We start from the raw sequence: 25331 nt of genomic DNA on the forward strand, positions 1-25331 counted from the left end.
CGTAAGTCAAAAATCCCAGCTGCGGCTCAGCCAGAAATCCTGCTTTCTGGCTGAGCCGAGTTTAAGTCGCTTACGCCACTTTCTTGCCTGCCGCCCCAACCAGTCGCTACGCTGCAGAATATCTGGCTTAGGTGCTAGCGCACGTATAAGTCCAATAAGGCCGACGAGTTCCTGATTATCGATCTTCCCGGCCGCTGCGAACTTTTCCACGAACCAGAGAGCCTCATCAAAGCATCGATAAATGAGCAGGATCAGAAGATACTTGGCAGCAATATTCCGGTCGGCAGATATCATCGATTCCGGCGATCGCAAATAGAGCGCATCGCCGGCAATTAAACGGCGAGACACATCATTTCTATTCCGTCCCATGCCCAAATATTTCCTTAGATAGTAGTATTCCCTGCCTTCGTTTACTCGGTGCAGTCGGACCGGCAGCAAGTCGAAGAGTACAAAGCCCTTGTTGCGGATCTCCAAATCGACATCCCAGAATAGGCACTGGCCCAAATACTCCTCGACGAACTCGACCTCGACCTGAAGGCCCAAGACCGATTGCCAATGTTGCTGATCAAGCCCACGCAGCACATCAAGCTCGGCGCCCTGCACGTCCAGCTTTATGAGCTCGGGAGACGGTCGCTTCTGAGCCTCGATCACCGTTGAAAGCCGTAAAAGGTTTACAGGAACCTCGCGCACCAAGTCACCCGAGCCTTTCGGTGCGAACGCATCCATAACGGGCTTGTTAGGTGGATAAAGCGAAGAGGAAGATTCTTTGCGCACTACGTAAAGAGTACCTGGACCATCCTTATGACCAATCGCATAGGGGTGCCAATGCTCATTGGTCGGAGCTAACTTCCGTTGCCGCTCGCAAGCGGCGGGATCAGGCTCAAATGCGTCCAATTCTATTAACGAGGAGAACGGGAGCCAGTGCGACTGCATGCCCCCACGCGCCCCAACGTCGATACACTGCAGCCGGCTACCATTCAGAAGCCCAGCAAGAGTTAAGAATCGCTGCATTTATTCCCCGCAACGGCCAGCGCAAGCAATGACAAATTAGCCTTGTAGTGGCTTTGCACTCCCGGCTCAAGCTTCGATTGCCGCAAGGTTCACGTTATTTGGGCTCCCAGCCTGGGCTGCTGGGATGGACCAGGAACCAGTTATCAATTGGCAAGAAAACTTGAGATTCTTCCGCCTCTGTGGTTAGGGTGCCATAGTCATCGGGTTGGCTAAGAACAGGATTCTGGGGATACTTGCGGTGAAAAAACACGACACGATTGCGCGATACAAATTGCCCGCCGAAATTCGCTACTGCAAGAATTGTACGATCTCTAATCAGCGCCCTCGGATCACATTTGACGAGGATGGAGTCTGCAGCGCCTGTAATTATGCGGAATATAAGAGGACCAAGGTCGATTGGGCAGAGCGCGATCGCGAATTGATGGATCTGTGCAATCGCTTCCGGCGCCGCGATGGATCCTATGACGTGGTCGTGCCGGTAAGCGGCGGCAAGGACGGCAGCTTCGTCGCCCATCAGTTGAAATACAAATACAATATGAACCCGCTGACCGTCAAATGGGCGCCCAACATCTACACGGAAATCGGCGAAACCAATCTGCGGAACTTCCTGGCTGCCGGCTTCGATCATATCCTCGGCCGCCCGAACCCGCAGGTAAACCGGAAACTGGTCCGCCTGGGCTTCGAACATCTCGGTGATCCGTTCCAGGCCTTTATCTACGGGCAGACCAATTTCCCGCTCCGCACGGCCGTCCATCACGGTATCCAGCTCATAATGTATGGTGAGAACGGCGAGGTCGAGTACGGAGGCAATATGAAATACGCCTATCAACCAACGCGCGAAATCGTCGACCACGACGTCTTCTATTTCTCCGGGCTCAATCCGGACACCTGGAAGGCCTACGGACTGACCGAGCGCGATCTCCATCTCTATGAAGCGCCGCCTTATGCGCGCGTCATGGAAAACAAGACTGAGATCCATTTCCTCGGCTACTACAAGTGTTGGGACCCGCAGGAAAACTACTATTACGCCCGCGAACACACCGGGTTCCTGCCCAATCCTGAACACAGCGAAGGCACCTATTCAAAATATGCGAGCTTGGATGACCGGCTCGATGGCTTCCACTACTGGATGGGCTTCATCAAATTCGGTATTGGCCGCGCCACATCTGACAGCGCCCACGAGATCCGCGATCAGAAAATCACGCGCGAAGAAGGCATCGCGCTGATCAAGCGCTACGACGGCGAATTCCCCAAGAAGCATTTCAAGGAATTCCTGGATTATTGCCAGATGTCGGAAGACCAGTTCTGGGAAATCGTGGAATCGTGGCGCTCAGAGCATGTTTGGAAGAAGGTCGGCAACGACTGGGAGCTGAAGAGCCCCATTTGGAAGTGATCTGCGCTACGGCGATCGGTGTGATATGAAGAACGCGCGCATCATCGCACGCCTCGACATCAAGAACGACTATGTTGTGAAGGGCGTTCATCTCGAGGGTCTGCGTCGGATCGGCGAGCCCCACCAGATGGCGCGTAGTTACTACAGCGCTGGCGCCGACGAAATCGTCTTGAACGATGTCGTCGCTTCCCTTTATGGCCGGAACTCTCTGCTCGACGTCATCAGGGATGTGACGCGCGACGTCTTTGTGCCCATCACCCTCATAGGCGGCATCCGTTCGCCGGGCGATGTCGAGGCGGCGCTGCGCGCCGGTGCCGACAAGGTGGGCATCAACACGGCGGCGCTCGCGCGGCCCGACCTCATCGATGAGGCGTCAAAGCAGTTCGGCTCGCAATGCATCGTGCTGTCGATCGAAGCGAAACGCCAGCCGGGTGGAAAATGGGAAGCCCTGACCGACAGCGGTCGCGAGCGCAGCGGCAGAGAGGTCGTCGCCTGGGCGAAGGAAGCGATCGAGCGCGGCGCAGGCGAGATCCTGCTCACCTCGATCGATCAGGATGGTACCGGTGCCGGCGTGGCCATTGATCTGACGCGTGCGGTGGCGGCAATCAGCACCGTGCCTGTTATCGCATCCGGCGGCATCAAGACGGTCGACCAAGTCGAGCATTGCTTCGTCGAGGGCGAGGTCGATGCGGTTGCCATCGCCTCGGCGCTGCATTACCGCTGGCTGTCTCTCCAGGATGTGCGGCGGCACCTGCTGCGGCACAATTCCTTCGAAGTTCGGGAAGTGCTCGTGTCATGACGGGAAAGGTCGTCATTGTCGATTACGGCGTCGGCAACCTTGTCAGCGTTGCCCGCGCCGTTGCGGCTGCGGGCGCCGAGGCGGTCACTTCAGCCGACCCGAAGGAGATCGAGACGGCAGACCGCCTACTACTACCGGGCGTCGGCGCTTTCGGTCATTGCATGGACGAGATCAATCGCCGCTCGTTGTTGGAGCCGATCCACGGCTTTGCCCGAACCCAGCGCCCGTTCATGGGCATTTGCGTCGGCATGCAGATCATGTTCGAGGTCGGCAACGAATTCGGCTGCCATCTGGGGCTTGGTCTCGTGAAGGGCAGCGTCAACCGGATTGATCTCGGGGTCCTGCACAGTGAATCGGCCAAGCTGCCGGTCATCGGCTGGCGCAAATTGCAGTTGAGCCCCGCAAATACCGCCAAAATGGCGGCAGGACTTGCAGCCATGGACGGTGCGTGGTTCTACTTCCTCCATTCCTATGCAGCGGCACCCATCGATCAGGCTGACAGGCTGGCAACCTATCGGCTGGGCGACGGTGATGTAGTCGCTGCCGTCGCCAAGGATAACCTGCTCGGACTGCAATTCCATCCGGAGAAGAGCGGTCCCGCCGGTATCAGCGTTTTCACCAATTTCTTAAAGACGTAAATGGTTATGTCTCATTCATCTCAGCCTGAGCAAGATTCGAGCGTTGAGACCGAGGAATATCCGGCGTCCTATCTCGATCGCGGTTTCGACAAGGTCATTCAGCCGACTGTCATCGACTGGGGTTACCGTGCGCGTGCGGCTTTCGACAGCCTAAGCGGTGGGATTGACCGGGCCGGCGCGGCGCTGGCCCGCAAGATTTCGTGGAATGATCCGGTCGAGGGCCGGCCGAACGTGCTCTGCCTCGACCGGGCGATGCTGCGCAAGGACGTGGCGGAGATGCGCCGGCACGGCGAGGTGAACTTTCCGCACATCAGCGTGCAAAGCGTCCGGCGACCGCAGGAAGATTGGGTACCGCCGCAATGGCGGCGGCAGACCTATATATACAACTACGTGGAGGAAGACATTCGCTGGGTTCGCCCGCATTTGAAGCGCTTCGGCCTTGCCTTCCTGCGGGCTGCGCATGCGATTCGACCGATCCATGCGATCCTCGCCGGCAATATGGATTACTGGCAGGACGAAGCGCTGAAGCTGGCGTGCGAAGAACTAGGCATTCCCTTCGTCGCGCTCTGCCGCGAAAACTACCTTTGGCCAAGCGAAGCGGAGTTGGTGAAGAAGCAGTACTTGCTCGCCAAGTTCCGCTATCGCGGCGCCGCTGTGGCCGTGGCGTCTGATCCGACCCGGGAAGCGCTCTATCAAACCGGCGCTTTCCATCACGGCACCATCACGACAACCGGCTGGCCCCGCTTTGATGCCTGGCGCGATACCGGCGGCCGGCAATCCGTCGAGAAGGACACCATTACGCTCTTCTCCTATGCCGATCCGCTCTATCTGGCGCCGAAGAATTTCGCACAGGTGCTAGAGTGCTTCATCGCTCTTGCCGCCGAAAGCGCCGAGTTGGTGCAGTTCGTCCTGAAAGCGAAGAAGCCCAATGAGGTCCAGAATCATTTTCGCCAGTTTCCGGGCCTTCAGGGCAGCCGCGTCAAAGTGGTTGCCGAAATTGACCTACCCGATCTGATCAGCAGATCGAAGGGGATCATCGGCTACAACTCCTCGGCCGTGCTGGAAGGACTGCTCTGCGACACGGCGATAGTCATTCCATTTTGGGGCGATTCCGTGCGTGGCGTCAACGATACGACGCTGCATCCGGCGCGTCAGGAAGATCAGGCGGTGGCGAGCTTTGTCACCGATCCGGAACAACTGAAAACGGTCATCCGCGACATCATCGCCGGGCGCACCGATCCGCGTGGAGATCAGGCTGCGCGTCTTGGGCGCTTTGCCGCCTTCTCGCATTTCGAAGCGAACACATCGTCATCGCATCTCGTGACCGAGGTTGTCCGAGAGGCGATCGCGCGCACCCATCGCCGCTAGATCGGCTAGTAGGTAATATCGAACTCTCGCCGTGCCCGCTCGAGATCCTCGATCCGACCAATATCGATCCAATATTCAGTCACCGGAAAAGCGGACACTTGGCCGCGTCCGGCGATGACGTCGCGCATCAGATCCGGCATATCGATTTGCCGCACCGGCTGTAATTTGGAAAGAACACTGGGCGAAAGGACATAGATGCCGCCGGAAATGTAGCATTCCTTGATTGGCTTCTCGACAATGCTGGTGACGCGGTTGTGCAGAATTTCCGCAACGCCGTAAGGTATCTGATGGCTGTAGCGCCGCACTGCCAGCGTAACATCGGCCCCATGCTTGGTGTGAAACTCGAGCAGCCGCTCGAAATCCAGCGTGGTCAACAGATCGCCGTTCATGACGATAAAAGGCGCGGTCGGCATTTCCGGCAACAGCCCTATGGCACCGGCCGTTCCCAGCGGCTCGCGCTCCTCGAGATAGCGGATGTCGCAGCCGAAACGGGTGCCGTCGCCGAAATGCTCTTTCACCATGTCGGCCCGGTAGTTGACCGAGACGAAGAAGCGGCGAAAGCCCTGCCTTACGAAACGGTCGATGATGATTTCGAGCAGCGGCCGGTCGCCCACCGCCAGCAGCGGCTTGGGGATATCGTCAGTCAAGGGCCGCAGCCGCTGTCCCAGGCCACCCGCCATCAACACCACCCAATTGTCGCGCTCGGCACCTTCATAAAGCTCGGTATCGGCTTCCAGGCCCACGACGCGCCCGTTGGCGGCCACGATCGGAATGTGGTGCAGGTCGTGCCGCCGCAGAATTTCAATCAGCTCCTGGCGTGGCAGGCCTTCCGGCGCCGTGATCGGTGTCCGGTTCATCACTTCCACGATTCTGGTCGCCTGATTGAGATCGCGCAGCAGACCGCGCCGGATGTCACCATCCGTCACCGTTCCCAGCAGCCGTTCATCTTTGTCAACAACCAGCACGATCTGCAGTGCCGACCGGTCCAGAACCGACATCGCGTCACGAATTGAACTTCCCTCAAGGAGCAATCCCTGTCGCCAATTCTTCACCTGAACGTCCCTTCTTGTTCCGCGCGCATCTAGCTCAGCGAGCCGATTTCAGTCTGGCACCCGTCGGTACCGATTCCGTAACGACTGCGCCGGCGCCGATCATCGCGCCGGCACCGATCGTGATTCCTTGAATGACCACGGCACCTGTCCCGAGATGCGCACCCTCGCCGATGCAGACCCCGCCGGACAGCACGACGCCGGGCGCCACATGCACGTGATCGCCGATGCGGCAATCGTGGTCGATCGAGGCCGAGGTATTCACGATGACGTTGCGGCCGAGCACGGTGCCGGGCTGGATGACGGCACCGGCCATGATCTGTGCGCCTTCGGCGATCTCGACATCGGGCGCCACGATCGCGGTGGGGTGACGCAGGACGACGAATTGGAAGCCGGCGGCCTTCCCGTCGGCGAACAGGCGCGGCCGCAGATTGCGCGGGCCGACGCCGACCGACCCGACACCCAGGGCCAGATCGCAGTCCACCGGCCGCACGCAGCCAAGATCGGCGCCGAGCCAGCGCACATCGCCCGGCAATGGCGCCAACTCCTTGGGGTCGATAACGCCTTGGATCCTGTACCCCATCGCCCGCAGGACGTCGAGTACGACACGGGCATGGCCGCCCCCCCCCAAGACGACGACCGGCTTCTTGGCAGCTGGCTGCATCATGCGTCGATCAACTCGTCAGCGGCGTAGGCGCGCTGTGCCGGATGCCCGACCAGATCCCAAAGTTCTGCCGGCAGCTTGCCGGCGCCGGCCCGCTTCGTCGTCAGATTCTCGACGGTGAAAACCTCGCCACGTTCGATTGCCTTGGCAGCGACAATCGTCTTGCGGGCGACCTTGCGCGTCGAGAGTTCCGCGGCGGTGGGTCGCTTCTCGGCTGTCCCCAATGCCGTCTCGATAGCCCGAATGCCGGCCACCATCTCGGCGAACTCCCCAGGCTCCAGTGACGCCCGGTGATCCGGCCCCGGCAGGTTCCGGTCGAGGGTCAGATGTTTCTCGATGATCTCTGCCCCGCGCGCTGCTGCCGCCAGAGAGATGACAATGCCCTGCGTGTGGTCCGAATAGCCCGTCCGGAGGCCGAATTGGTCGCGCAACGTATCCATGGCGCGCAGATTCACGTCGCCAAGCTGGGCTGGGTAATCGCTGGTGCAATGGAGGATGCTCACCCGCTCGCGCACAATCGCCTTCCCAGCGCCGCTCGCCCAGGCCGCCCGGAAGGCGGTACGGCTCGGCGATGGGCCGCCCAGATAGCCGAAGGCGACCACACCCAGCGCCTCCTCGATTTCCTCCATCGTGGCCATGCCCGTCGAGAGAATCAAGCGGGCCCCCGACTGCGCCATCTGCAGCAGCAGGGGAGCATTGGTCAGGTCCCCGGACGAAACCTTCAACAAAGTCAGGCCGAGTTCGCCCGCCAATAACTGTACAGATTGTGAATCGAACGGGGTGGACAGGAACTGGATGCCCCGGCGCTGGCAATGCTGCAGAAGAGCGCGATGCGCGTCGGCATCGAGTTCCAGCGCCTTCAGCATCTCGAGCTGCGAGCGGTACTCCGGCGCATTGCGGTCCTGATAGGCGGCCTTGGGCGCCGCGACCGTCACAATCTGCTCGGCCTTGAAGGTCTGAAACTTCACCACATCGGCACCGGCTTCGACCGCAGCATCAACCAGCCCCAAGGCGCGCTCGAGCGAGCCATTGTGGTTAACGCCGGCCTCGCAGATGACCAGCACCCGTTTCAATTCATCCTTCGCGGTCAATCTGTTACTCCCGGGGGCGCAGCCTTGATGCTGCTTGTTCTGATTTCTTGGCCATGCTTATACTCCGCCGCGAATTCTGCCACTAGTCATTGCGTTTTAAGAGGGAAAATGGGCCAGGCCCGAGTTCTTGTTACCGGTGCGGATGGCTTCATCGGCTCGCATCTGACCGAAGCCCTGGTGCGCGCCGGCCATAAGGTCCGCGCCTTCACGCTCTATAATTCCTTCGGCACGCGCGGTCATCTCGACGCCCTGCCCAAGGAAATCCTGGCGGAAATCGAGGTTCATGCTGGCGACATCCGGGACCCCGGATCCGCCCGGGCCGCCGTCAAGGGCAGCGACCGGATCTTCCATTTGGCTGCCCTGATCGCCATTCCCTATTCCTATGTGGCGCCGGATTCCTATGTCGACACCAACATCACCGGCACCCTCAATTTGCTGATGGCGGCGCGGGACGAGGGTGTTTCGACCTTCGTCCACACCTCGACCAGCGAGGTCTATGGCACCGCGCAATACGTGCCGATCGACGAGGCGCACCCGCTCAACGCCCAATCGCCTTACGCGGCGACCAAGGTCGGCGCCGACCAGCTGGCCCTGTCGTTCCAGCGCAGCTTCGACATGCCGGTGTCGGTCATCCGCCCCTTCAATACCTTCGGGCCGCGCCAGTCGACGCGCGCCGTGCTGCCGACCATCATCACCCAGATTGCCGCGGGCCAGAATTCGATCCGCCTTGGCAACCTCACCGCGACGCGCGATTTCTGCTATGTGCGCGACACGGTGGCCGGCTTTATCGCCGTGGCGGACTCCAAGGCCACGATCGGCGAAGTCACCAATATCGGTTCCGGCTTCGAAATCTCGGTCGGCGATGCAGCCAATCTGATTGCCAAGCTGATGGGCCGCGAGATCACCATCAATGTCGACGATGATCGGCTGCGCCCCGTCAACAGCGAGGTCGAACGCCTCTGGGCCGCCACCGACAAGGCCCAGCGCATCACCGCCTGGCGCCCCGCTTATGCCGGCCTTGAAGGCTTCGGCCGCGGCATGGAAGAAACCATCACCTGGTTCACCAATCCGAAGAATCTCGAACGCTATGACCCGACCCGCTACCAGCTCTGACGGGGTGGCCCCCTCGCTCAACGAGGCGTTCGTCGGCGCCCTGCGCACCGTCTTGCCGCAGGTGACGGGGCCGGTGCAGCTGCACGACCCGCATTTTGCCGGCAATGAATGGGCCTATGTGAAGGAATGCCTGGATACCGGCTGGGTCTCCTATAACGGCGCCTTCGTCTCGCGTTTCGAAACCATGCTGACCGACCTCACCGGCGCCGGTTCCTGCGCGGCCGTTTCCAGCGGCACGGTTGCCATCGAGATGGCCTTGCGGGTTGCCGGCGTCGAGGCCGGGGACGAAGTGCTCTCGCCCACCCTGACCTTTGTCGCCACCAACAACGCGATCGCGCATCTCGGCGCCACGCCCCATTTCGTTGACAGCGAGGCCACGTCTTTGGGCGTCGATGCGGCCAAGCTCGGCGATTATCTGGGCGACATCGCCGAGATGACCGACCGCGGTCCCCGAAATCGCCTGACCGGACGGCGGCTTGCCGCACTCCTGCCGATGCATTGCTTCGGCCATCCGGTCGACATGGACCCGCTGCTGGAAATCGCGGCGCGCTGGCGCATCCCGGTGATCGAGGACGCGGCCGAGGCCATCGGCAGCAGCTATAAGGGACGGCCCTGCGGGTCGCTGGCGCCGATCGCTTGCCTCAGCTTCAACGGCAACAAGATCGTCACCACCGGCGGCGGTGGTGCCATCCTGGCCCGCGATCCCGAAGTGGGTCGGCGCCTCCGCCACCTCACCTCGACCGCCAAGACGGCCCACCCGTTCGAGTTCATCCATGACGAGGTGGGCTGGAACTACCGCATGCCCAACATCAACGCGGCCTTGGGCTGCGCGATGCTGGAGGCATTGCCACAGCGTCTTGCCGCCAAGCGCGCGTTGCAACACCGCTATGGACAGGCCTTTGCCGATCTCAACCGCGTCTCCATCCTCAAGGAACCAGCCTATGCCCAGAGCAATTTCTGGCTCGTGGCGGCGGTGCTCGAGGATTGCGATCTCGCCGAGCGCGACGCGCTGCTGAAGGCAACGCATGCGGCCGGGTTCATGTGCCGCGCCGCCTGGCGCCTCAGCCACCATCTGCCAATGTATCAATCGGCGCCGCGCATGCCGCTCGAGGCCGCCGAGAATTTGCAACCGCGTCTGGTGAATCTGCCGAGCGCGCCGCAATTGCTGGCCTGAGGCGACGGATGGCGGCACAGCGGCATATCCTGGCGGTTTCCGGCAGCCGCTCCGATTACAGCCTGCTGGTCTGGCCGCTGCGGCTGCTCCGCGCGGAGCCGAGCTTCCGTCTCGAGGTCGCGGTAACGGGCATGCATCTGCTGCCGGCCTTCGGCAACACCGTCGACCAGTTCGCTGCGGACGGCTTCGAGATCGCGGCTCGGGTGCCGACACAAGGACCCGAGGACAGTCCCGAGGAGACGGCCCGTGCCATCGGGCGCGGAATCATCGGCTTCACTGAAACACTGAGCCGGCTGAAGCCCGATCTGCTGCTGGTGCTGGGCGACCGCTTCGAGACTTTCGCTGCGGCGCAGGCCGCTTTCGTGCTGCGCATTCCCATCGCCCATTTGTGCGGCGGCGACGTCTCCAACGGCGCCCTCGATGACGGGTTTCGCCACGCGATTGCCAAGATGGCGAGCCTGCATTTCCCGACCAATCAGGATGCGGCACAAAGGCTGCGGCAATTGGGCGAGATGCCGGAACGCATCTTCAACGTCGGCTCGACAGGTATCGATTTCATCAAGCGCGCCGAGCTCCTGCCGCGCGCCGAACTCGAGGCGAACCTTGGCCACGTCCTGCCGGAACGCTTTCTGCTGGTGACCTTTCACCCGGCAACGCTGGACCCGGTGCCGAGCCTCGACCAGGTGGGCGAATTGCTGGCGGCCCTGGGCGGGTTGCCGGCCGATATCGGCCTCGTCTTCACCTTCGCCAATGCCGATGCCGAGGGGGCCCGGATCAACGAGTTGCTGGTGGCCTTCGCCAGCAGCCGCCCGCTCGCCCACTGCCATCCCTCGCTGGGGCCGACGCGCTTCCAAAGCCTGCTGCGCCTCACCGCGGCGATGGTCGGCAACTCGTCGAGCGGTCTCTACGAAGCGCCGAGCTGGGATGTGCCGGCCGTCAATATCGGCCGCCGTCAGGACGGGCGGCTGCGCGCCAGTTCGGTCATCGATTGCCCGCCGCAGCGCGATGCGATTGCGGCCGCGATCAAGCGCGCGCTCGGCCTAAGCCCAAAGGGCACCATCAGCCCCTATGGCGATGGCAAGGCCTCGGAACGGATCGTCGATGTGCTGAAGAACCTGCCGGACTGGCAGAGCCTGGTTTACAAGAGCTTCCTAGATCTGCCCGCGACGGGTGAGAAGTAGGTCAGCGAGCGCAAAGTCGATCTCGGTATCGATATCGACGCCATGCTCTGCGGCAATCTCCACCAGGCGCAAACGCCCGGCCCAGATTCCCGGCTGCGCCAGGATGAAATCCGGGCTCGCCACGTAACAGCCGGCCACCAGCTGCAAGACCTTGGGCGCCTGCTGGCGGCCGCTCAAGCTCGCCGGTGGCTGCTTCACCAGATGTGGTGCCCCGGCGGCGTCCAATTCAACCAGTGTATAATAAGGATTGGCCTTGGCTTCGATGGCCGTCATCACCAGATCGGCATCACCCTGTTCATAGCGCGCGATGCAGGCTTCGATATCGGCGTTTGTGCGCAAGGGGCAAACGGCCGGGACCGAGACGAAAAGATCGATCTTGCCGCCGGCATCGCGCAGCGCCGTGATGGCATGTCGCCAGGCCAGCCATTCCGCGGCACCATCCGTTGCCAGTTCCGCCGGGCGCATGAACGGCACCTCGGCACCGGCGGCGCGGGCAGCCGCGGCGATTTCGGCATCATCCGTCGAGACGACCACCCGGCCGATCGCCGGCACATGCCGCGCCGCATCAATTGCGTGTGCAATAAGCGGCCGGCCGGCCAGGGGCCTAACATTCTTGCGCGGCACCCCCTTTGACCCGCCACGCGCAAAGATCATGGCAACGACATTCCCGTTCAACTGATGCCCCCGCCTTTGGTCAAGCAACCGGTCGGGATGACGCGACAGCTATTATCGTTCGCGCCATCACTACTCCAAATATAGCTATCATTGAGATACGCAGACACAAATTTATACAACTTTTAAAGGCCATGCTTGGCAACCTATGCATCTCGAAAAACGCACGCCAAATACGACCGCTAAAGTTCCAATAAATTCCCTCTACATATGACTTTTTCACACTTTTTTTGTTTCCGAGCCAACCTAAATTGTCTATCTGTTCATCATATGATGCATTAGGCGCCTGCTCCAAGAGGGATCAACCATGCAGCGCGGCGAATTCGAGCAGATGGGCCAGTCAGATGATCATAGAAATGCTGTCGAAATGGGTGAAGCGAGGCAGCCCGGCTGAGGGCAAGGCCGATAAAAAACGGCAGCGCCAGAACGACCACGCACTTCAGACGCGGGTCTCGCAAACCCTCGACAGCGTTGTGAAGCGACTGATTGCGGACGGCCACAAGAAGGTCCTGGTTGTCGGCTCCAAGGAATTCCACGACGATGTCGCCCTGGCAGCCCCTCAATGCGCCTTGAGCTGGGCATCGTGCAATATCCGCGATGTCGTGGCCGGTGCAGCCAACCCAGGCGACGTCGCGCTCGGCAGCTTTGAAGCGGTCATTTGCGGCGGCACCGAGGTTGCAGCGAATTATCGCATCGCCGTCGCCCGCATGTTTGCCGCCGATCCCAACCGCCCGGTTCATTGGGTGGCGAATGATTGGGAGTTTTGTGGCGGGACTTTTCCTGTCCCGGCGCAGGCCTCCGATGCCCAGATCCTGCTCTTCAATCACTTTGAGCACTTCTTCGGCATCAAGGACCCGCTGCAGTTTCGGATCGAGATCTGCTGCGGGCGGGATCAGAAGCGCCTCTACCGCATTCTCGGCCCGAACCAGAGCCTGACCCTTCGTCTGTCCGATTTCTTTCCTGACCGAACCGAAGCCGCCTCTTTCCTGACATTCGTGCATGCCCCTGCCCTCACGCGAGGCCGGCATAACCGGCTGCGGGTATGCGGTGATGTATTTTGGGGCGACTCTCTCACCACCCTGCATGGCCTGCACGAGTTCAATCGGCCAGCGACGCACAAGTTTGAGTTTCGCTTGGCAACCGACGACCTCCGGAACAGCGACGTGGTTTTGACCATTCCGAACTATGAACGGGATATGGTCGATTCAGCGTTGCTGACGACCATAGACGAACAAACAAGCACGACGACACGGCACAAGGATTATCGGATCGATCAGGCCGTTGTTGATAGCGGCAGTCTGGTCGACAAGCATTATGTCGGCTGGAACTATGCCGGCTATGGCGGATCCAACTGGTTCGCACTTGGCCATGCCAATGGTCCGGGCGGGCGCGGAACGATTTCCGGCAATCATCATGCGAGTGTTCCGGTATCGCCCTTGCCTGTGATTCCGATGGATCAGGCAGAACGCCAAGAGATAGGCCAGCTGATCGGCGCCGGCTATTTCATCGAACCCTATGCCTTGCCGGTGGCCCGCAACAACGATCTGATTTCTTTTGGTTTCAATTGCAGCAGCGCCAATCCGCCCTATCGCGATTTCATCCTGCACACATTCGACGCGCAGGGCCGACCGATCGCTCAGCACGCCTATCACAAGGACCGCGACGAAGCGGTCTTTACCGATGAACTGCCGCATGTCGCCGATGACGCGCGAGTCTCGCTGGTGATGCTGACGCCGGATTTTGAGCGCATCGGCATCCGCCGCAAAGGCTTCAAGACGCAGTTTGAGCATGTCGTCAAACATCGCGGGTCCGGGGATTGGGACGTCACGGAAGGGCAGACGAGCTGGCGCAATGTGGGTTTGTCGGTATCCAGTGCCGCTCATTTCGCCGGGCCGATGGGTTCGGTCATCGGCCGGACGAATCTGGTCGCAAGGGCACGCAGCAGTGGCGGCTTCCGGACCAGCGTCGTCGCCGTCCATGCCAGCGGCCGGACGGCCTATCATGGCACGGCCATGCTCAAGATCACCGTCTTCAATCTGTTGGGCCAATCGCGCGAGGCCGAGGTCCCGGTCCCCAGTTTCACCTCGCGCACCATCTGGTTGGATGCCCTGTGGCCGGACATAGAGGGCTTCTTGGGCGCCACTGGAGTCGGCGCAATCCTGGCAACGTCATATGAGGCGGACATCAATTGCCAAATTCTAACGGTGTCGAATGCCGGCGCCGTCTCGCTTCAGCATATGTGGGGCTACTGAGCGGCACATTGCGGTCGCTGTCGCTCAATCCGGAAGTCTAACGAGGTTACAAAAGTGCCAGAATTGCCCACATCGACGAAGCCCCTCGACGCCCGGTTGGTCTTCATTATCGGTGGACCAAAGACTGCCAGCACGGCATTGTGCGGCCTCCTGAACAGTCATCCGGACGCCCTCGTCATGTGCGAGGTCGAGCTGAACGGCAAGGAGATATCGCGTTGGGGGCGAAAGCTGCTGCGCGCCCACGCCGATCTGACGCCGTTCTTCAAAAGCGACAATGTCGATCCGCTGGAGAACTACCGGCGCGCCCACGCCCATCTGAGTGCGCGCGGGCATGCGCGCCGGATGTTCGGTGACAAATTCGTCGGCATTGAGAATGGCTTCTCGCGCCGGGTCGGCAGCGCCAACGTCATCTTCAGCGTGCGGCACTTGCCGGAATGGCTGGCGAAAGACAGCATCCGCGCCGAATACAAATGCGACCACAACATCGTCCCACTGGCTGTTCAGTACACCAGGCATTTCATCGAAAGCTTCCAGGTCGAGAAAGTGCTGCATGTCCGGTTCTCCGATTTCCTCAATCGAAATCAGCAAATCGTTGATGCCGTCTGGCGCTTCCTGGAAATCGAGCCACCGAAGGATGCTTACGTCTGGTGGGATTCAATCGGCGCTTATCAGCCTGAGGACCCCAAGGCGTCCATGAACTGGTGGCGCGGGCACGCCTCATCTGCCGTAAAGCCGGAGAGCGGCGATACGCAGGTGAAGATTGCGCCGATAGCCTTCTGGCAAAGAATTCTACCGATCTTCGATCGCTATTATGAAGCTGCTGGCCAGGGCGTTAAGGTCGCTCAATCGGAGATTGAGGCGGATCTTCTTGCCTTGGACGCGATCGCCAAAGAATATACTTTGCCTATCGATGCGGCATATCTGCACAACTACTCGAAATCCGCCAACCCGGATATCAAGACGAAACGCCGCAATGGCACTGCGCCAGGTTGGAAGTCGCTGACGGCACGGATTGCCAAATGGGTCTCGTCGGTCAAAACCCTACCGTTAGGTTGATGTTGGCGAATTTTGCGTTCTCGTCCTGGCCTTCGAATTCCTGCGTGCGATAGGTGAAGCCGGCATCGAGCTTCACGGAATTCGACCAGAAGAGCGCCACGCCGCCGGTGAGATCACCGACGAAGATTTCCTTGTCCACATCGCGGCTGTCGCGGAACGTATTGCCGTCGAGGAAGATGTTCTGCGCCACCGCACGCCCTTGCGCGCCGACATAGAAGTAGAAGCCGAACGGATCTTCCAGGTAATCGGCGTTGAAATAGCTGGTGCCGCTGAGCGACGGGCGGATGCGGTTGGGGCCGTAATCGGCCTCGAGATTGCGCCCGAAGCGCAGCAGCGTGCCGACCTCGCCATAGGTCATGACATTGCCGAGCGTCACGCCTGCTTCCGGAATGGCATCGACCGCGAAACCGCCGATGAGGGGCTGGATGAAGCGGTATTTCCGTTCATAGGTCAGCATGATGCCGGGCTCGTTATGCAGCTGGTGGTCCCAGCCTTCGGCGGTGTCGACGCCGATGAACTGATGCCAGTCATTCTGTGCCGGCCGACCCTGCGCCGCCGGCCCAACGATGCCAGCCAGCAATTCCAGGTGATCGAGCCGCCGCCGGTCCGTGTCCTGGATGAAACTCAAGCCCCCATAGGTCCAGCCGGCATAGGGCCGGTCGTCCTGCTCGGGATCCTCGAGGCTGGTATCTTCCGGCGTGAAGATGCTCTGCCCGAAGATCACCTGATAGCGCCTGGAGACTTCGCTGCCGTTGCCAAAGAGACCGATGCCGGTAAGCCCGTTGAAGGGCGCCGCCCAGCCGCTGTCGGCCGCCACATCGGGGCCGAGATAGACGAATTCGAAACCCTGCGTATAGGCCTGATCGTCGTCGAAATAGATCGAATCGTTCTCTTCCGTCAGCGTGATGCGGCCGTCGTCGTCGGCAAAAGCGGGCGCCGCGAGGAGGCATAACAGAAGCGGCGTAAGGCGGCGAAGCGCACGGATATGATGCGGCATGGTGTCCCGACTGGAAGGCCCGATTGGAATGCCGGGCTGGAATGATCGAGTGTCAAGAACGGGCGCTGCCCCCGAAAGTTCCCGAGAGCGCCGTCCGTTTCCTGACAAAGGGGCCTAAGCTGCCCTTTAAAGCAATTCACATCAACGTGTTGCGATGCCGCAGCTCATTCCGCATGCGGGGCTTCGGCCAAGGGCGGCGCACCCTTCCTGGCGAACTTCCGCACCACCACATAGAAGGCCGGGGTGAAGATGAGGCCGAAGCAGGTGACCCCGATCATGCCATAGAAGACGGCCGTCCCCAGTGACTGGCGCATTTCGGCACCGGCACCTTGCGCCACCACCAGCGGCAGCACACCCAGGATGAAGGCGAAGGACGTCATCAGGATCGGCCGCAGGCGCGATTGCGCCGCCTGTGTTGCTGCGGCGAACCGGTCCATGCCCTCGTCTTCCGCCTGCTTGGCAAACTCGACGATGAGAATGGCGTTCTTGGCGGCGAGGCCGATCAGCACCACGAAGCCGACCTGGGCCAGGATGTTGACCTCGATGCTGCGGAAAAGGAGCCCGGAAACGGCGGCCAGCAGGCACATCGGCACGATCAGCACGACCGAGAGCGGCAGGGACCAGCTTTCATACTGCGCCGCCAACACCAGGAAGACGAAGACCACGGCGGCGCCGAAGACGAGGAGACCCGTGTTGCCGGCGAGCTTCTGCTGATAGGCAAGCTCGGTCCACTCGAAGCCGAAACCGTCCGGCAAGGTGGCGGTGGCGATCTTCTCCATCTCCTCAAGACCATAGCCCGCCGAATAGCCCGGCTGCGTGCTGCCCTGGATTTCCACAGCCTGATAGAGGTTGTAGCGCGGCACGCGGTAGGGGCCGGTCATGTCGTTGAAGCTTGCCACGGCGCCCAAGGGCACCATGTCGCCCGCCATGTTGCGCGTCTTCAAATTCGCAATGTCATGCAGGCTCTGGCGAAAAGCGCCATCGGCCTGCGCCGTGACACGGTAGGTGCGACCCAGATAATTGAACTCGTTGACGAAGCTGGAACCGACATAAACCTCCAGGGTCTTGAACACCTGGTCCGCCGAGACGCCCAGCATCTCCGCCTTGGCGCGGTCGATATCGGCATAGATCTTGGGCGTCTTGGTGTTGAACAGCGAGAAGACGCCCATCAAGCCCGGCGTCTGGTTGGCGGTGCCGATGATGTCGTGCACAGCCTCCTCCAGGGTGGCGAGGCCACGGCCGCGCCGGTCCTGCACCATCATCTTGAAGCCGCCGGCATTGCCGATACCGCGCACTGGCGGCGGGGCAATGACGATGATGAAGGCGCCCTGCACGGCGCTCAAGTTCTTCTGCAGCCTCTGCAACATGACATTGGCGCTGAGGCCCATCGCCGCGCGTTCGGCAAAGGGCAGCATGGGCACGAAGATGGCGCCGGCATTGGGCGCATTGGTGAATGTGGCGCCGTCGAAACCGGCAAACTGCACGGCATGCGCGACACCCTCGGTGCCTTGAATGATCTTCGCCGCCTGCCGCACGATGGCGTCGGTGCGCTCCAATGACGATCCCGGCGGCAATTGCAGCACGGTGATGAGATACCCCTGATCCTGCTGCGGGATGAAGCCCGTGGGCGCGCGGTTGAACTGCCAGCCGGTGAGCGCGATGAGGCCCGCATAAATGACCAGCATCAGCACCGAAAGCCGCACCAATCGCCTTGTCAGCGAGCCATAGCCGCCGGACAAGCGATCGAAGACCGTGTTGAAGCCGCCGAAAAAGCCGCGGATGCCGCGCGTGAGGATGTTGCCGCGTGGCGGGTTGTGATCATGCGGCTTGAAGAGCACAGCGCAGAGCGCCGGCGACAGCGTCAACGACACGAAGCACGAGATCACGGTCGCCGCTGCGATGGTGACGGCAAACTGGCGGAAGAACTGGCCGGATATGCCGGTAATGAAGGCTGCCGGGATGAAGACCGCGCAGAGCACCAACGCGATGGCGACGAGCGCGCCGCCCACCTCGTCCATGGTGCGCTTGGTGGCCTCGCGCGGACTGAGCCCGAGGCGCAGATTGCGCTCGACGTTTTCAACCACGACGATGGCGTCATCGACCACGATGCCGACCGCCAGCACCAGCCCGAACAAAGACAGGTTGTTGAGCGAGTAGCCAAGGCCCGCCAGCACCGTGAAGGTGCCGATCAGCGACACCGGAATGGCAAGAATGGGAATGAGCGAGGCACGCCAGCTCTGCAGGAACAGGATGACGACGAAGACGACCAGGATCACGGCCTCGTAGATCGTCTTGATCACCTCATGCACCGATTCGGCGATGAATTCGGTGGGGTTGTAGACGATGCTGTGCTTGAGGCCCGTGGGGAAGCTCTTCGAGAGCTCGGTCATCGTCTTCAGCACGGTGTCGGCCGTCGCCAGCGCGTTGGAGCCGGGTCGCTGGAAGATCAGCAGCGCCACCGCCTGCCGGTCGTCGAGGTAGGAGTTGGTGCTGTAATCCTGGGCGCCGATCTCAACGCGGCCGACATCGCGAATACGCGTAATGGCGCCGTTGGGCTCGGATTTGACCACGATATTGCCGAATTGGCGCGGATCCGAGAGGCGGCCCAGGGTCTCGATGTTGAGCTGGAAGGCGCCGGTCGTCGGCACGGGCGGCGCGTTCAAGGCACCGGCAGCGACCTGCACGTTCTGCGCCTGGAGTGCTGTCACGACCTCGGTCGCGGTGAGATTGCGCGCCGCGATCTTCTCCGGGTCGAGCCACACGCGCATCGAATAGTCGCGGGCGCCAAAGATGCGCACGTCGCCGACACCATCGAGGCGCGCCAGCACGTCTTTGATCTGCAGGGTCGCGTAATTCGACATATAGAGCTGGTTGCGCGATTGATCCGGCGAGGTGAGGTGGATCACCATCATCAGATCGGGCGAGTTCTTCCTGACCGTGACGCCGATGCGCCGCACTTCTTCCGGCAGGCGTGGCTCGGCGGCCGAGACACGGTTCTGCACCAAGACCTGGGCGATGTCGAGATTGGTGCCCAGCTTGAAGGTCGCCGTCACCACCAGATTGCCGTCGCCGGTCGCTTGGCTGGTCAGGTACAGCATGTTCTCGACGCCGTTGATCTCCTGCTCCAGCGGCGTCGCCACCGTGTTGCTGACCACTTCGGCCGAGGCGCCGGGATAGCTCGCGCGCACCTCGATCGTCGGTGGCGCGATTTCAGGGTATTGCGCCACCGGCAGTGTCACGTAAGCGGCGGCGCCGACCAGCGTCACGAAGACCGAGAGGACCGTCGCAAAGATCGGGCGCTCGATGAAAAAATGCGAGAAGCGCATGGGGCTGAGCGCTCCTTAGTTTTCTGGCTTGGCGTCGATCTTGCCGACCGTCGGCGCCACCTTGGCACCGGGGCGCGCCCGCAGCAGTCCATCGATAACGATCTGGTCATCGCCGGTCAGCCCTTCGCGCACGACGCGCAAGCCGTCGATGAGCGGCCCCGGACGAATCACACGTGGCGCTACCGTCCCATCTCCCGCCACCGTCATGACGATCTTTTGCGACTGGTCGGACAGGATCGCACTGTCGGGGATGAGGACCGCATCATAGGGGTCGGACCCCGGAATGCGCACGCGGCCGAACTGGCCCGGGGTGATCAGCAGCTTTTCGTTGGGGAAGACGGCGCGGGCTCGAATGGTGCCGGTGGTGCGGTCGACCTCGTTGTTGACGAAATCCATGGTCCCCTGCAGCGGCCAATCCTTTTCGTCGGTGAGATGCGCCGAGACTTTCAGCTTCTGGTCGCGCGCCGAGGTCAACCGCCCGGACGCAGCCGCGCGCTGATAGGCGAGGAAGTCCTGCTCGCTGACGTCGAAATTGAGATGGATCGGATCGAGCGAGACGATCGTGGCAAGGGCCATGGCATCGCCGCCATCGCCACCGGTGATAAGATTGCCCACACTCACCTGGTGATTGCCGATGCGCCCCGACATCGGCGCCAGCACGCGCGTGAAGCTGAGATTGAGCTTGGCGGAGGCGATCGCGGCCTTGGCGACTTCGGCATCGGCGGCCGCCGAGAGCATTTCCTGCTGCCGCTCGTCGAAGGTGCTCTGCGACACGAAATCGCTCTTCTTCAGCTTGTCCGCGCGCGCCAGCTGCTGCTTGGCGAGGTCGAAACGCGCCTGCGCCGAATTGAGTGCCGCTTGCGCCGAGGTCAGCGTGATTTCAAAGGGTCGTGGATCGACGACGAAAAGGAGGTCCCCCTCCTTCACCATCTGCCCATCGGTGAAATGGATCGATTCCAGATAGCCGCTGACGCGCGCCCGGATCTCGACGGAATCCACCGCCGCGAACTGGCCGGTGAACTCGTCCCATTCGGTGATTTCCTTGACCAAGGGCTTGGCGACCGTCACCGGCGGCGGCGCTGCGGGTGCCGCAGCTGCTGCCGGCGTCATGCTGCCTTGGTAATGCTGGAAGAAGTAATAGCCGCCGCCGAAGACGACAGCGCCGAGGCAGAGAATGCCGATGATCCAACGCGGACTGTGACGCGGCGGCGTGTGGGGCGCAGATATGGCCGCAGGCTCAGATGTGCTTGTCGGATCAGTCATCCCGGCCCCCACTCAGATATCTGGTGAGGTCATCATCTCAAGCTCCGCGCACTTTCGTCAATGCAATGCAGCATTTCCACAATCAGTGTGCGGATAAGTGGGGCGCGTCTTCCATCACCGTCATGCCCGGGCTTGACCCGGGCATCCACTCTCGCCGCTGAGCCGTGGATCCCCGGGTCTTCGCCCGGGGATGACGGATTTCAACGACACGCTTCTTCAGAGCTTGCCGAGATAATCCAGCTTGCTTAAGGGAACGCCTTTGTGCCGCAGGATGTCGTAGGCCGTGGTCACGTGAAAGTAAAAATTGGGCAGCGCGAAGTTCAGCAGGTAATCCGCGCCCGTGAAATTCAGCTCGCGCCCGCGCACCTTCATCGTGATGGTCTTCGCCTCGGCGCCGTCGAGCTGGCGCTCGGAGATCGTCTTCAGGAAATCCACCGTCTTGCCGATGCGTGCATGAAGCTCGGCGAAATTGCTCTCCTCATCCGGGAAGCTCGGATTCTCGATGCCGGCAAGCCTTGCGCCGCATCCCTTGGCACTATCGGAGGCAAGCTGCACCTGCTTGATCAGATTGTGCATGTCCTCATAGAGCCGGGCCTCGAGCAGGTCACCCGGTGCCAAGCCCTTCTCGGCGGCGAAGGCCTCGCCCTTTTTGAGGATATCGGTGAGATTCTCGAAGCCCCGGATGAGAACGGGGATCGAGGCGCGGTAAATCGAGAAAGCCATGAGAACCTCTTTAAGCGGCATTATTTGAGAGGATCGGGAAAGAATCGCAGAGGATCGGGCGAGGAATTTCGCCCGCGATTGCCTATATCTCCAAGATCACACGGCCTTTAAAGGGGAAGGCTTCCACATGCCGATGTGCCGCAACGAAATCGGTGAAGGCGAATTTGCGGTCGATGATCGGCCACAATAGCCCGCGCGCGGTCATTTCGTTGATCTCTTTGAGGGCCGCGTTGACCGCGGGCCAGTTCGGCTTGATGCCGAGCTCGGCATGGCCTGTGTAATCGAGCAGCGAGAAACGATGAAACTGCAGATGCTTGCGGAACGCCGCCCAGGCCGGAAAGGCCGCACCGTTGCCGCCGTCGAGGCCATAGAGGATCAGCTTGCCGCAAGGTGCCGCGACATCACCCAAGAGCGCCATCTGGTTGCCGCCGCAGCCATCGACCACGACCTCGACGCCCTTGGTATGGGTGAAGCTGCCGACGGCCAGCGACAGGTCTTGTTCGTCGGTGAGGACCACCTTGTCCGCGCCGAGCTTCAACAGAATGTCATGCGGTTCGGCACTCTTGGTGGCGGCCACCACATGGGCGCCCAAGGCCTTGGCCATCTGCACCATGGCGCCGCCGATGCAGCGCCCGGCTTCGGTCACGAGCACGTTCTGCCCCGATTGCAGCCCACCCACATGCGCCAGGGCAAAATAGGCCGAGAGCAGCGGCGTGTAATGAACGGAAGCTTCCGCGGCGGTAAAGGTGTTGCTGGCCGGATAGACGGTCACCGCTTCGCGCGGCATCAGGACGAAATCGCCATAGGCCGGGTACTTGTTGGGCGTATGCGCCTTGAAGGTCGCGACCTTCTCGCCTATCTCGAGGTCGGTTACCCCCTCGCCCCGCTCCGCGACCACGCCTGCCACTTCCGACCCGATTCCCGCCGGCAGCTGGGTCTGTTCCGCACCCAAATTCTGACGCCACAGGATGTCATCCCAACTGACGCCGATCGCCTCCGCCCTGATGAGGATCTCGCCAGCGCCCGGCTTGGGGGTCGGCACCTCTTCCAGTTGCAGGACGTCTGCTTCCCCAAATTGGTGGAAGCGGATCATTCGGGACATGCTCAAACCTTCAACCCTTTATCGGCACCCATGTCCGGTTCCCCACCGCAGGATCCGGGATGCCACTATGATGCAGTTCATATCTAATCGCGACAAAGAGCCATAACCATTCACCCCGGTCGATAGTGCACATGCCCGATTCTGATAAGAATATTGGCAGGTCGACGCGATCCGGTCATTATTTTGCAGTGCAAATGCTGGACATTCCATGAACCGCAACGATCTCCGGCGCGTCGATTTCAACCTGCTGGTGGTTTTCGAGACGCTGATGCATGAGCGCAGCGTCACCAAAACGGCCGAGAAATTGTTCCTGGGCCAGCCCGCCATCAGCGCCGCGCTGGTGCGGTTGCGAACCCTTTTCAATGACGAACTCTTCGTCCGCACCGGCCGTTCCATGGAACCGACCGCGCGCGCAACCGAGATCTTCGCGATGTTGTCGCCGGCCCTGGATTCGATCTCCACGGCCCTCAGCGCCTCGCAGGAATTCGACCCGGCGACCGCCACCAACGTCTTTCGCATCGGCCTTTCCGACGATGTCGAGTTCAGCCTGCTGCCGCCGCTTCTGCGCCGCATCCGGGCCGAGGCGCCAGGTGTCATCCTGGTGATCCGGCGCGTCAATTACCTGCTGGCGCCGGGCATGCTCTCATCGGGGGAAATCTCGGTGGCGGTGAGCTTTCTCGACGAGCTTCCGGCCAATGCCAAAAAGAAGACCGTGCGGCGCATCCGCGCGAAGCTTCTGCGCGCCGATACCAAGCCAGGCAAGTTAACGTTGGATGAATATTGCGCGCGGCCCCACGCCATCGTCTCCTTTGCCGGTGACCTCAACGGTTATGTGGATAACGAGCTCGCCAAGGTCGGCCGCTCGCGCCAAGTGGTGCTGGCCGTCCCGCAATTCAACGGGCTTGGCACCCTGCTGGCCGGCACCGATATCCTCACCACCGTTCCGGATTACACGGCCCAAATTTTGGCCGCCAGTGGTGGATTGCGCATCGAGGACCATCCGGTCGAACTGCCGCCGGGCTCGCTCTCGATGGCCTGGCGCGGGGCGCAAGACAATGATCCGGCAGAGAAATGGCTGCGCTCGCGCATCACCATGTTTGTGGGCGATGAGGAATCATCACGCTAAGGCTCGGTTTCCCTTATCCCATCACTCCTGTCGATAATCACCTTCACCCCGTTCTATTCGCACCTGCGGCAACATGACCGCACATTGCCCCGATATTGGAATCCATCCGTCGGAGCAGGTCATGCATTTCCCACCAAAGTCTGGGTATATCGCCGTTGGTCTTTTGGCCCTTCTCGCCCTCAATGCGTGCGAGAAACCACAAGCCGCCGTGCAGGACCGCCCTCTGCCGCAAGTCAGCGTCGCCGAGGTCATCCAGCACCCAGTGAATGAATGGGACGAGGTGACCGGCCGCCTGGAGGCACCGGAATCGGTCGTCATTCGCGCCCGCGTCTCCGGCTATATCGACAAGATCGCCTTCGAAGAGGGTGCCCTGGTGAAGAAGGGCGACCTTCTCGTGCAGATCGATCCCCGTCCCTTCGCTGCCGAAGTGAAGCGCCTCGAGGCGCAAGTGGCGCAGGCCAAGGCCAGCCTCGACCGCGCCCAGAGCGAAGCCAAGCGTGGCGAGGCCCTGCGTGCGGGGAAGATCATCGGCACCGAAGAAGCCGATGCCCGCAACAGCACGGCGGCTGAAGCCCGCGCCATCGTCGGTGCGACGCAAGCCCAGCTCGACATCGCGCGCCTCAACCTCGGCTTCACCGAGATCCGCTCGCCGATCGATGGCCGCGTCAGCCGCGCCGACATGACCGTCGGCAATTTGGTGCAGGCCGATCAAAGCCGCCTCACCAGCGTCGTCTCGATCGACAAGGTCTATGCCTATTTCGACATCGACGAGAGCATCTACCTGAAATACGAGGACCTCACCCGCGCCGGTGCCATCGGGCAAGCGGCGCCGGTGCAGATGGCCTTGAGCAATGAGGAAGGCCATCCGCATCAGGGCCATATGGACTTCCTCGACAACCAAGTGAACCCCAAGACCGGCACCATGCGCGGCCGCGCCGTCTTCGACAACAAGGACGGCGTCTTCACACCCGGCCTCTATGTGCGCCTGAAACTGGTGGGGTCGGCCAATTACATGGCAAGCCTCATCAGCGATTCCGCCATCGGCACCGATCTCGGCAAGAAATTCGTGCTGGTGCTGGGGCCCGACAACAAGGTCGCCTATCGCAGCATCGAGCTTGGCCCCAAGCTCGACGGCCTGCGCATCGTCCGCTCTGGGCTGAAGGCCGGCGAGAAGATCGTCGTCAACGGCCTGCAGCGCGCCCGTCCCGGTTCGGCTGTGAATGCCGAGACCGTGCCGATGGCCGACGAGAAGACCCTGGGCCAGCTCACCACCGCCGCCGGCACCACGCAGGTCGCTGAAAAGCCCGCCGAGCCGGCGCCCGCCGCGAACTAA

The 25331-nt window shown here is 61.4% G+C and carries 21 protein-coding genes; 11 read left to right on the forward strand and 10 right to left on the reverse strand.

Going from position 1 to position 25331, the window contains the following annotated elements; genetic code table 11:
* Window positions 1–6: 6 nt before the first annotated feature.
* Entirely contained in the window at window positions 7–1011 is a 1005-nt protein-coding gene (locus SMD31_RS17030; RefSeq protein ID WP_320502122.1) for an FkbM family methyltransferase, read from the reverse strand.
* Window positions 1012–1249: 238 nt separating this feature from the next.
* On the opposite strand from SMD31_RS17030, the gene SMD31_RS17035 reads away from it, so the two are divergent.
* The 4 genes from SMD31_RS17035 to SMD31_RS17050 are packed head-to-tail and all read left to right on the forward strand — an operon-like array spanning window position 1250 to window position 5209.
* The gene (locus SMD31_RS17035) at window positions 1250–2404 is read left to right on the forward strand and encodes an N-acetyl sugar amidotransferase (RefSeq protein WP_320502123.1); all 1155 of its coding nucleotides are present in this window, start codon (window positions 1250–1252) and stop codon (window positions 2402–2404) included.
* A gap of 25 nt (window positions 2405–2429) precedes the next feature.
* Window positions 2430–3203, forward strand: coding sequence for an imidazole glycerol phosphate synthase subunit HisF (gene hisF, locus SMD31_RS17040; RefSeq protein ID WP_320502124.1), 774 nt, complete (start codon window positions 2430–2432; stop codon window positions 3201–3203).
* Window positions 3200–3841: an imidazole glycerol phosphate synthase subunit HisH gene (hisH, locus tag SMD31_RS17045; RefSeq protein WP_320502125.1), complete on the forward strand. Its 642-nt coding sequence runs from the start codon at window positions 3200–3202 to the stop codon at window positions 3839–3841. Before hisF ends, hisH begins: the two co-directional genes overlap by 4 nt.
* Before the next feature lie 6 nt (window positions 3842–3847).
* The gene (locus tag SMD31_RS17050; RefSeq protein WP_320502126.1) at window positions 3848–5209 is read left to right on the forward strand and encodes a hypothetical protein; all 1362 of its coding nucleotides are present in this window, start codon (window positions 3848–3850) and stop codon (window positions 5207–5209) included.
* A gap of 5 nt (window positions 5210–5214) precedes the next feature.
* On the opposite strand, the gene SMD31_RS17055 is transcribed toward SMD31_RS17050, so the two are convergent.
* The 3 genes from SMD31_RS17055 to neuB are packed head-to-tail and all read right to left on the reverse strand — an operon-like array spanning window position 5215 to window position 8013.
* Window positions 5215–6261 (reverse strand): nucleotidyltransferase family protein, encoded by a 1047-nt coding sequence (locus SMD31_RS17055; RefSeq protein ID WP_320502127.1) that lies wholly within the window; start codon window positions 6259–6261, stop codon window positions 5215–5217.
* A gap of 34 nt (window positions 6262–6295) precedes the next feature.
* The gene (locus SMD31_RS17060; RefSeq protein WP_320502128.1) at window positions 6296–6925 is read right to left on the reverse strand and encodes an acetyltransferase; all 630 of its coding nucleotides are present in this window, start codon (window positions 6923–6925) and stop codon (window positions 6296–6298) included.
* Entirely contained in the window at window positions 6922–8013 is a 1092-nt protein-coding gene (neuB, locus tag SMD31_RS17065; protein WP_320502129.1) for an N-acetylneuraminate synthase, read from the reverse strand. The genes SMD31_RS17060 and neuB overlap by 4 nt, the downstream gene beginning before the upstream one ends.
* 108 nt (window positions 8014–8121) lie before the next feature.
* Between neuB and SMD31_RS17070 the strand changes: the two genes are divergently transcribed.
* Genes SMD31_RS17070 through neuC form a run of 3 tightly spaced genes read left to right on the forward strand, consistent with a single transcriptional unit; the run spans window position 8122 to window position 11481 of the window.
* Window positions 8122–9126 (forward strand): NAD-dependent 4,6-dehydratase LegB, encoded by a 1005-nt coding sequence (locus SMD31_RS17070; protein WP_320502130.1) that lies wholly within the window; start codon window positions 8122–8124, stop codon window positions 9124–9126.
* Window positions 9101–10300: a LegC family aminotransferase gene (locus SMD31_RS17075; protein ID WP_320502131.1), complete on the forward strand. Its 1200-nt coding sequence runs from the start codon at window positions 9101–9103 to the stop codon at window positions 10298–10300. The genes SMD31_RS17070 and SMD31_RS17075 overlap by 26 nt, the downstream gene beginning before the upstream one ends.
* 8 nt (window positions 10301–10308) lie before the next feature.
* Entirely contained in the window at window positions 10309–11481 is a 1173-nt protein-coding gene (neuC, locus tag SMD31_RS17080; protein ID WP_320502132.1) for a UDP-N-acetylglucosamine 2-epimerase, read from the forward strand.
* On the opposite strand, the gene SMD31_RS17085 is transcribed toward neuC, so the two are convergent.
* On the reverse strand, window positions 11452–12135 hold the full coding sequence (locus tag SMD31_RS17085) for an acylneuraminate cytidylyltransferase family protein (RefSeq protein ID WP_320502133.1): 684 nt from the start codon (window positions 12133–12135) through the stop codon (window positions 11452–11454). The two genes, neuC and SMD31_RS17085, sit on opposite strands and share 30 nt — an antisense overlap.
* Before the next feature lie 248 nt (window positions 12136–12383).
* On the opposite strand from SMD31_RS17085, the gene SMD31_RS17090 reads away from it, so the two are divergent.
* Together SMD31_RS17090 and SMD31_RS17095 are read left to right on the forward strand one after the other, a co-directional pair.
* The gene (locus SMD31_RS17090; protein WP_320502134.1) at window positions 12384–14405 is read left to right on the forward strand and encodes a hypothetical protein; all 2022 of its coding nucleotides are present in this window, start codon (window positions 12384–12386) and stop codon (window positions 14403–14405) included.
* A 177-nt stretch (window positions 14406–14582) separates the two neighbouring features.
* Window positions 14583–15461: a hypothetical protein gene (locus SMD31_RS17095; RefSeq protein ID WP_320502135.1), complete on the forward strand. Its 879-nt coding sequence runs from the start codon at window positions 14583–14585 to the stop codon at window positions 15459–15461.
* On the opposite strand, the gene SMD31_RS17100 is transcribed toward SMD31_RS17095, so the two are convergent.
* The 5 genes from SMD31_RS17100 to SMD31_RS17120 all read right to left on the reverse strand — a co-directional run bounded on the left by SMD31_RS17100 (window position 15439) and on the right by SMD31_RS17120 (window position 22872).
* Window positions 15439–16458 (reverse strand): lipid A deacylase LpxR family protein, encoded by a 1020-nt coding sequence (locus SMD31_RS17100; RefSeq protein ID WP_320502136.1) that lies wholly within the window; start codon window positions 16456–16458, stop codon window positions 15439–15441. The genes SMD31_RS17095 and SMD31_RS17100 overlap by 23 nt on opposite strands.
* Before the next feature lie 164 nt (window positions 16459–16622).
* A complete protein-coding gene (locus SMD31_RS17105; RefSeq protein ID WP_320502137.1) occupies window positions 16623–19784 on the reverse strand; it encodes an efflux RND transporter permease subunit in 3162 nt (1053 codons plus the stop codon).
* A 15-nt stretch (window positions 19785–19799) separates the two neighbouring features.
* A complete protein-coding gene (locus SMD31_RS17110; protein ID WP_320502138.1) occupies window positions 19800–21047 on the reverse strand; it encodes an efflux RND transporter periplasmic adaptor subunit in 1248 nt (415 codons plus the stop codon).
* Between the two features lie 216 nt (window positions 21048–21263).
* Window positions 21264–21770 (reverse strand): DUF1993 domain-containing protein, encoded by a 507-nt coding sequence (locus tag SMD31_RS17115; RefSeq protein WP_320502139.1) that lies wholly within the window; start codon window positions 21768–21770, stop codon window positions 21264–21266.
* An 82-nt stretch (window positions 21771–21852) separates the two neighbouring features.
* Window positions 21853–22872 (reverse strand): zinc-dependent alcohol dehydrogenase family protein, encoded by a 1020-nt coding sequence (locus tag SMD31_RS17120; protein WP_320502140.1) that lies wholly within the window; start codon window positions 22870–22872, stop codon window positions 21853–21855.
* A 208-nt stretch (window positions 22873–23080) separates the two neighbouring features.
* On the opposite strand from SMD31_RS17120, the gene SMD31_RS17125 reads away from it, so the two are divergent.
* Together SMD31_RS17125 and SMD31_RS17130 are read left to right on the forward strand one after the other, a co-directional pair.
* Window positions 23081–23998 carry a LysR family transcriptional regulator gene (locus tag SMD31_RS17125; protein WP_320502141.1) on the forward strand — a complete coding sequence of 306 codons (918 nt, stop codon included), beginning with the start codon at window positions 23081–23083 and terminating at the stop codon, window positions 23996–23998.
* A gap of 121 nt (window positions 23999–24119) precedes the next feature.
* Window positions 24120–25331 carry an efflux RND transporter periplasmic adaptor subunit gene (locus tag SMD31_RS17130; protein ID WP_320502142.1) on the forward strand — a complete coding sequence of 404 codons (1212 nt, stop codon included), beginning with the start codon at window positions 24120–24122 and terminating at the stop codon, window positions 25329–25331.

Origin of the sequence: Dongia rigui, assembly GCF_034044635.1 — a bacterium.
GTDB lineage: Bacteria > Pseudomonadota > Alphaproteobacteria > Dongiales > Dongiaceae > Dongia > Dongia rigui.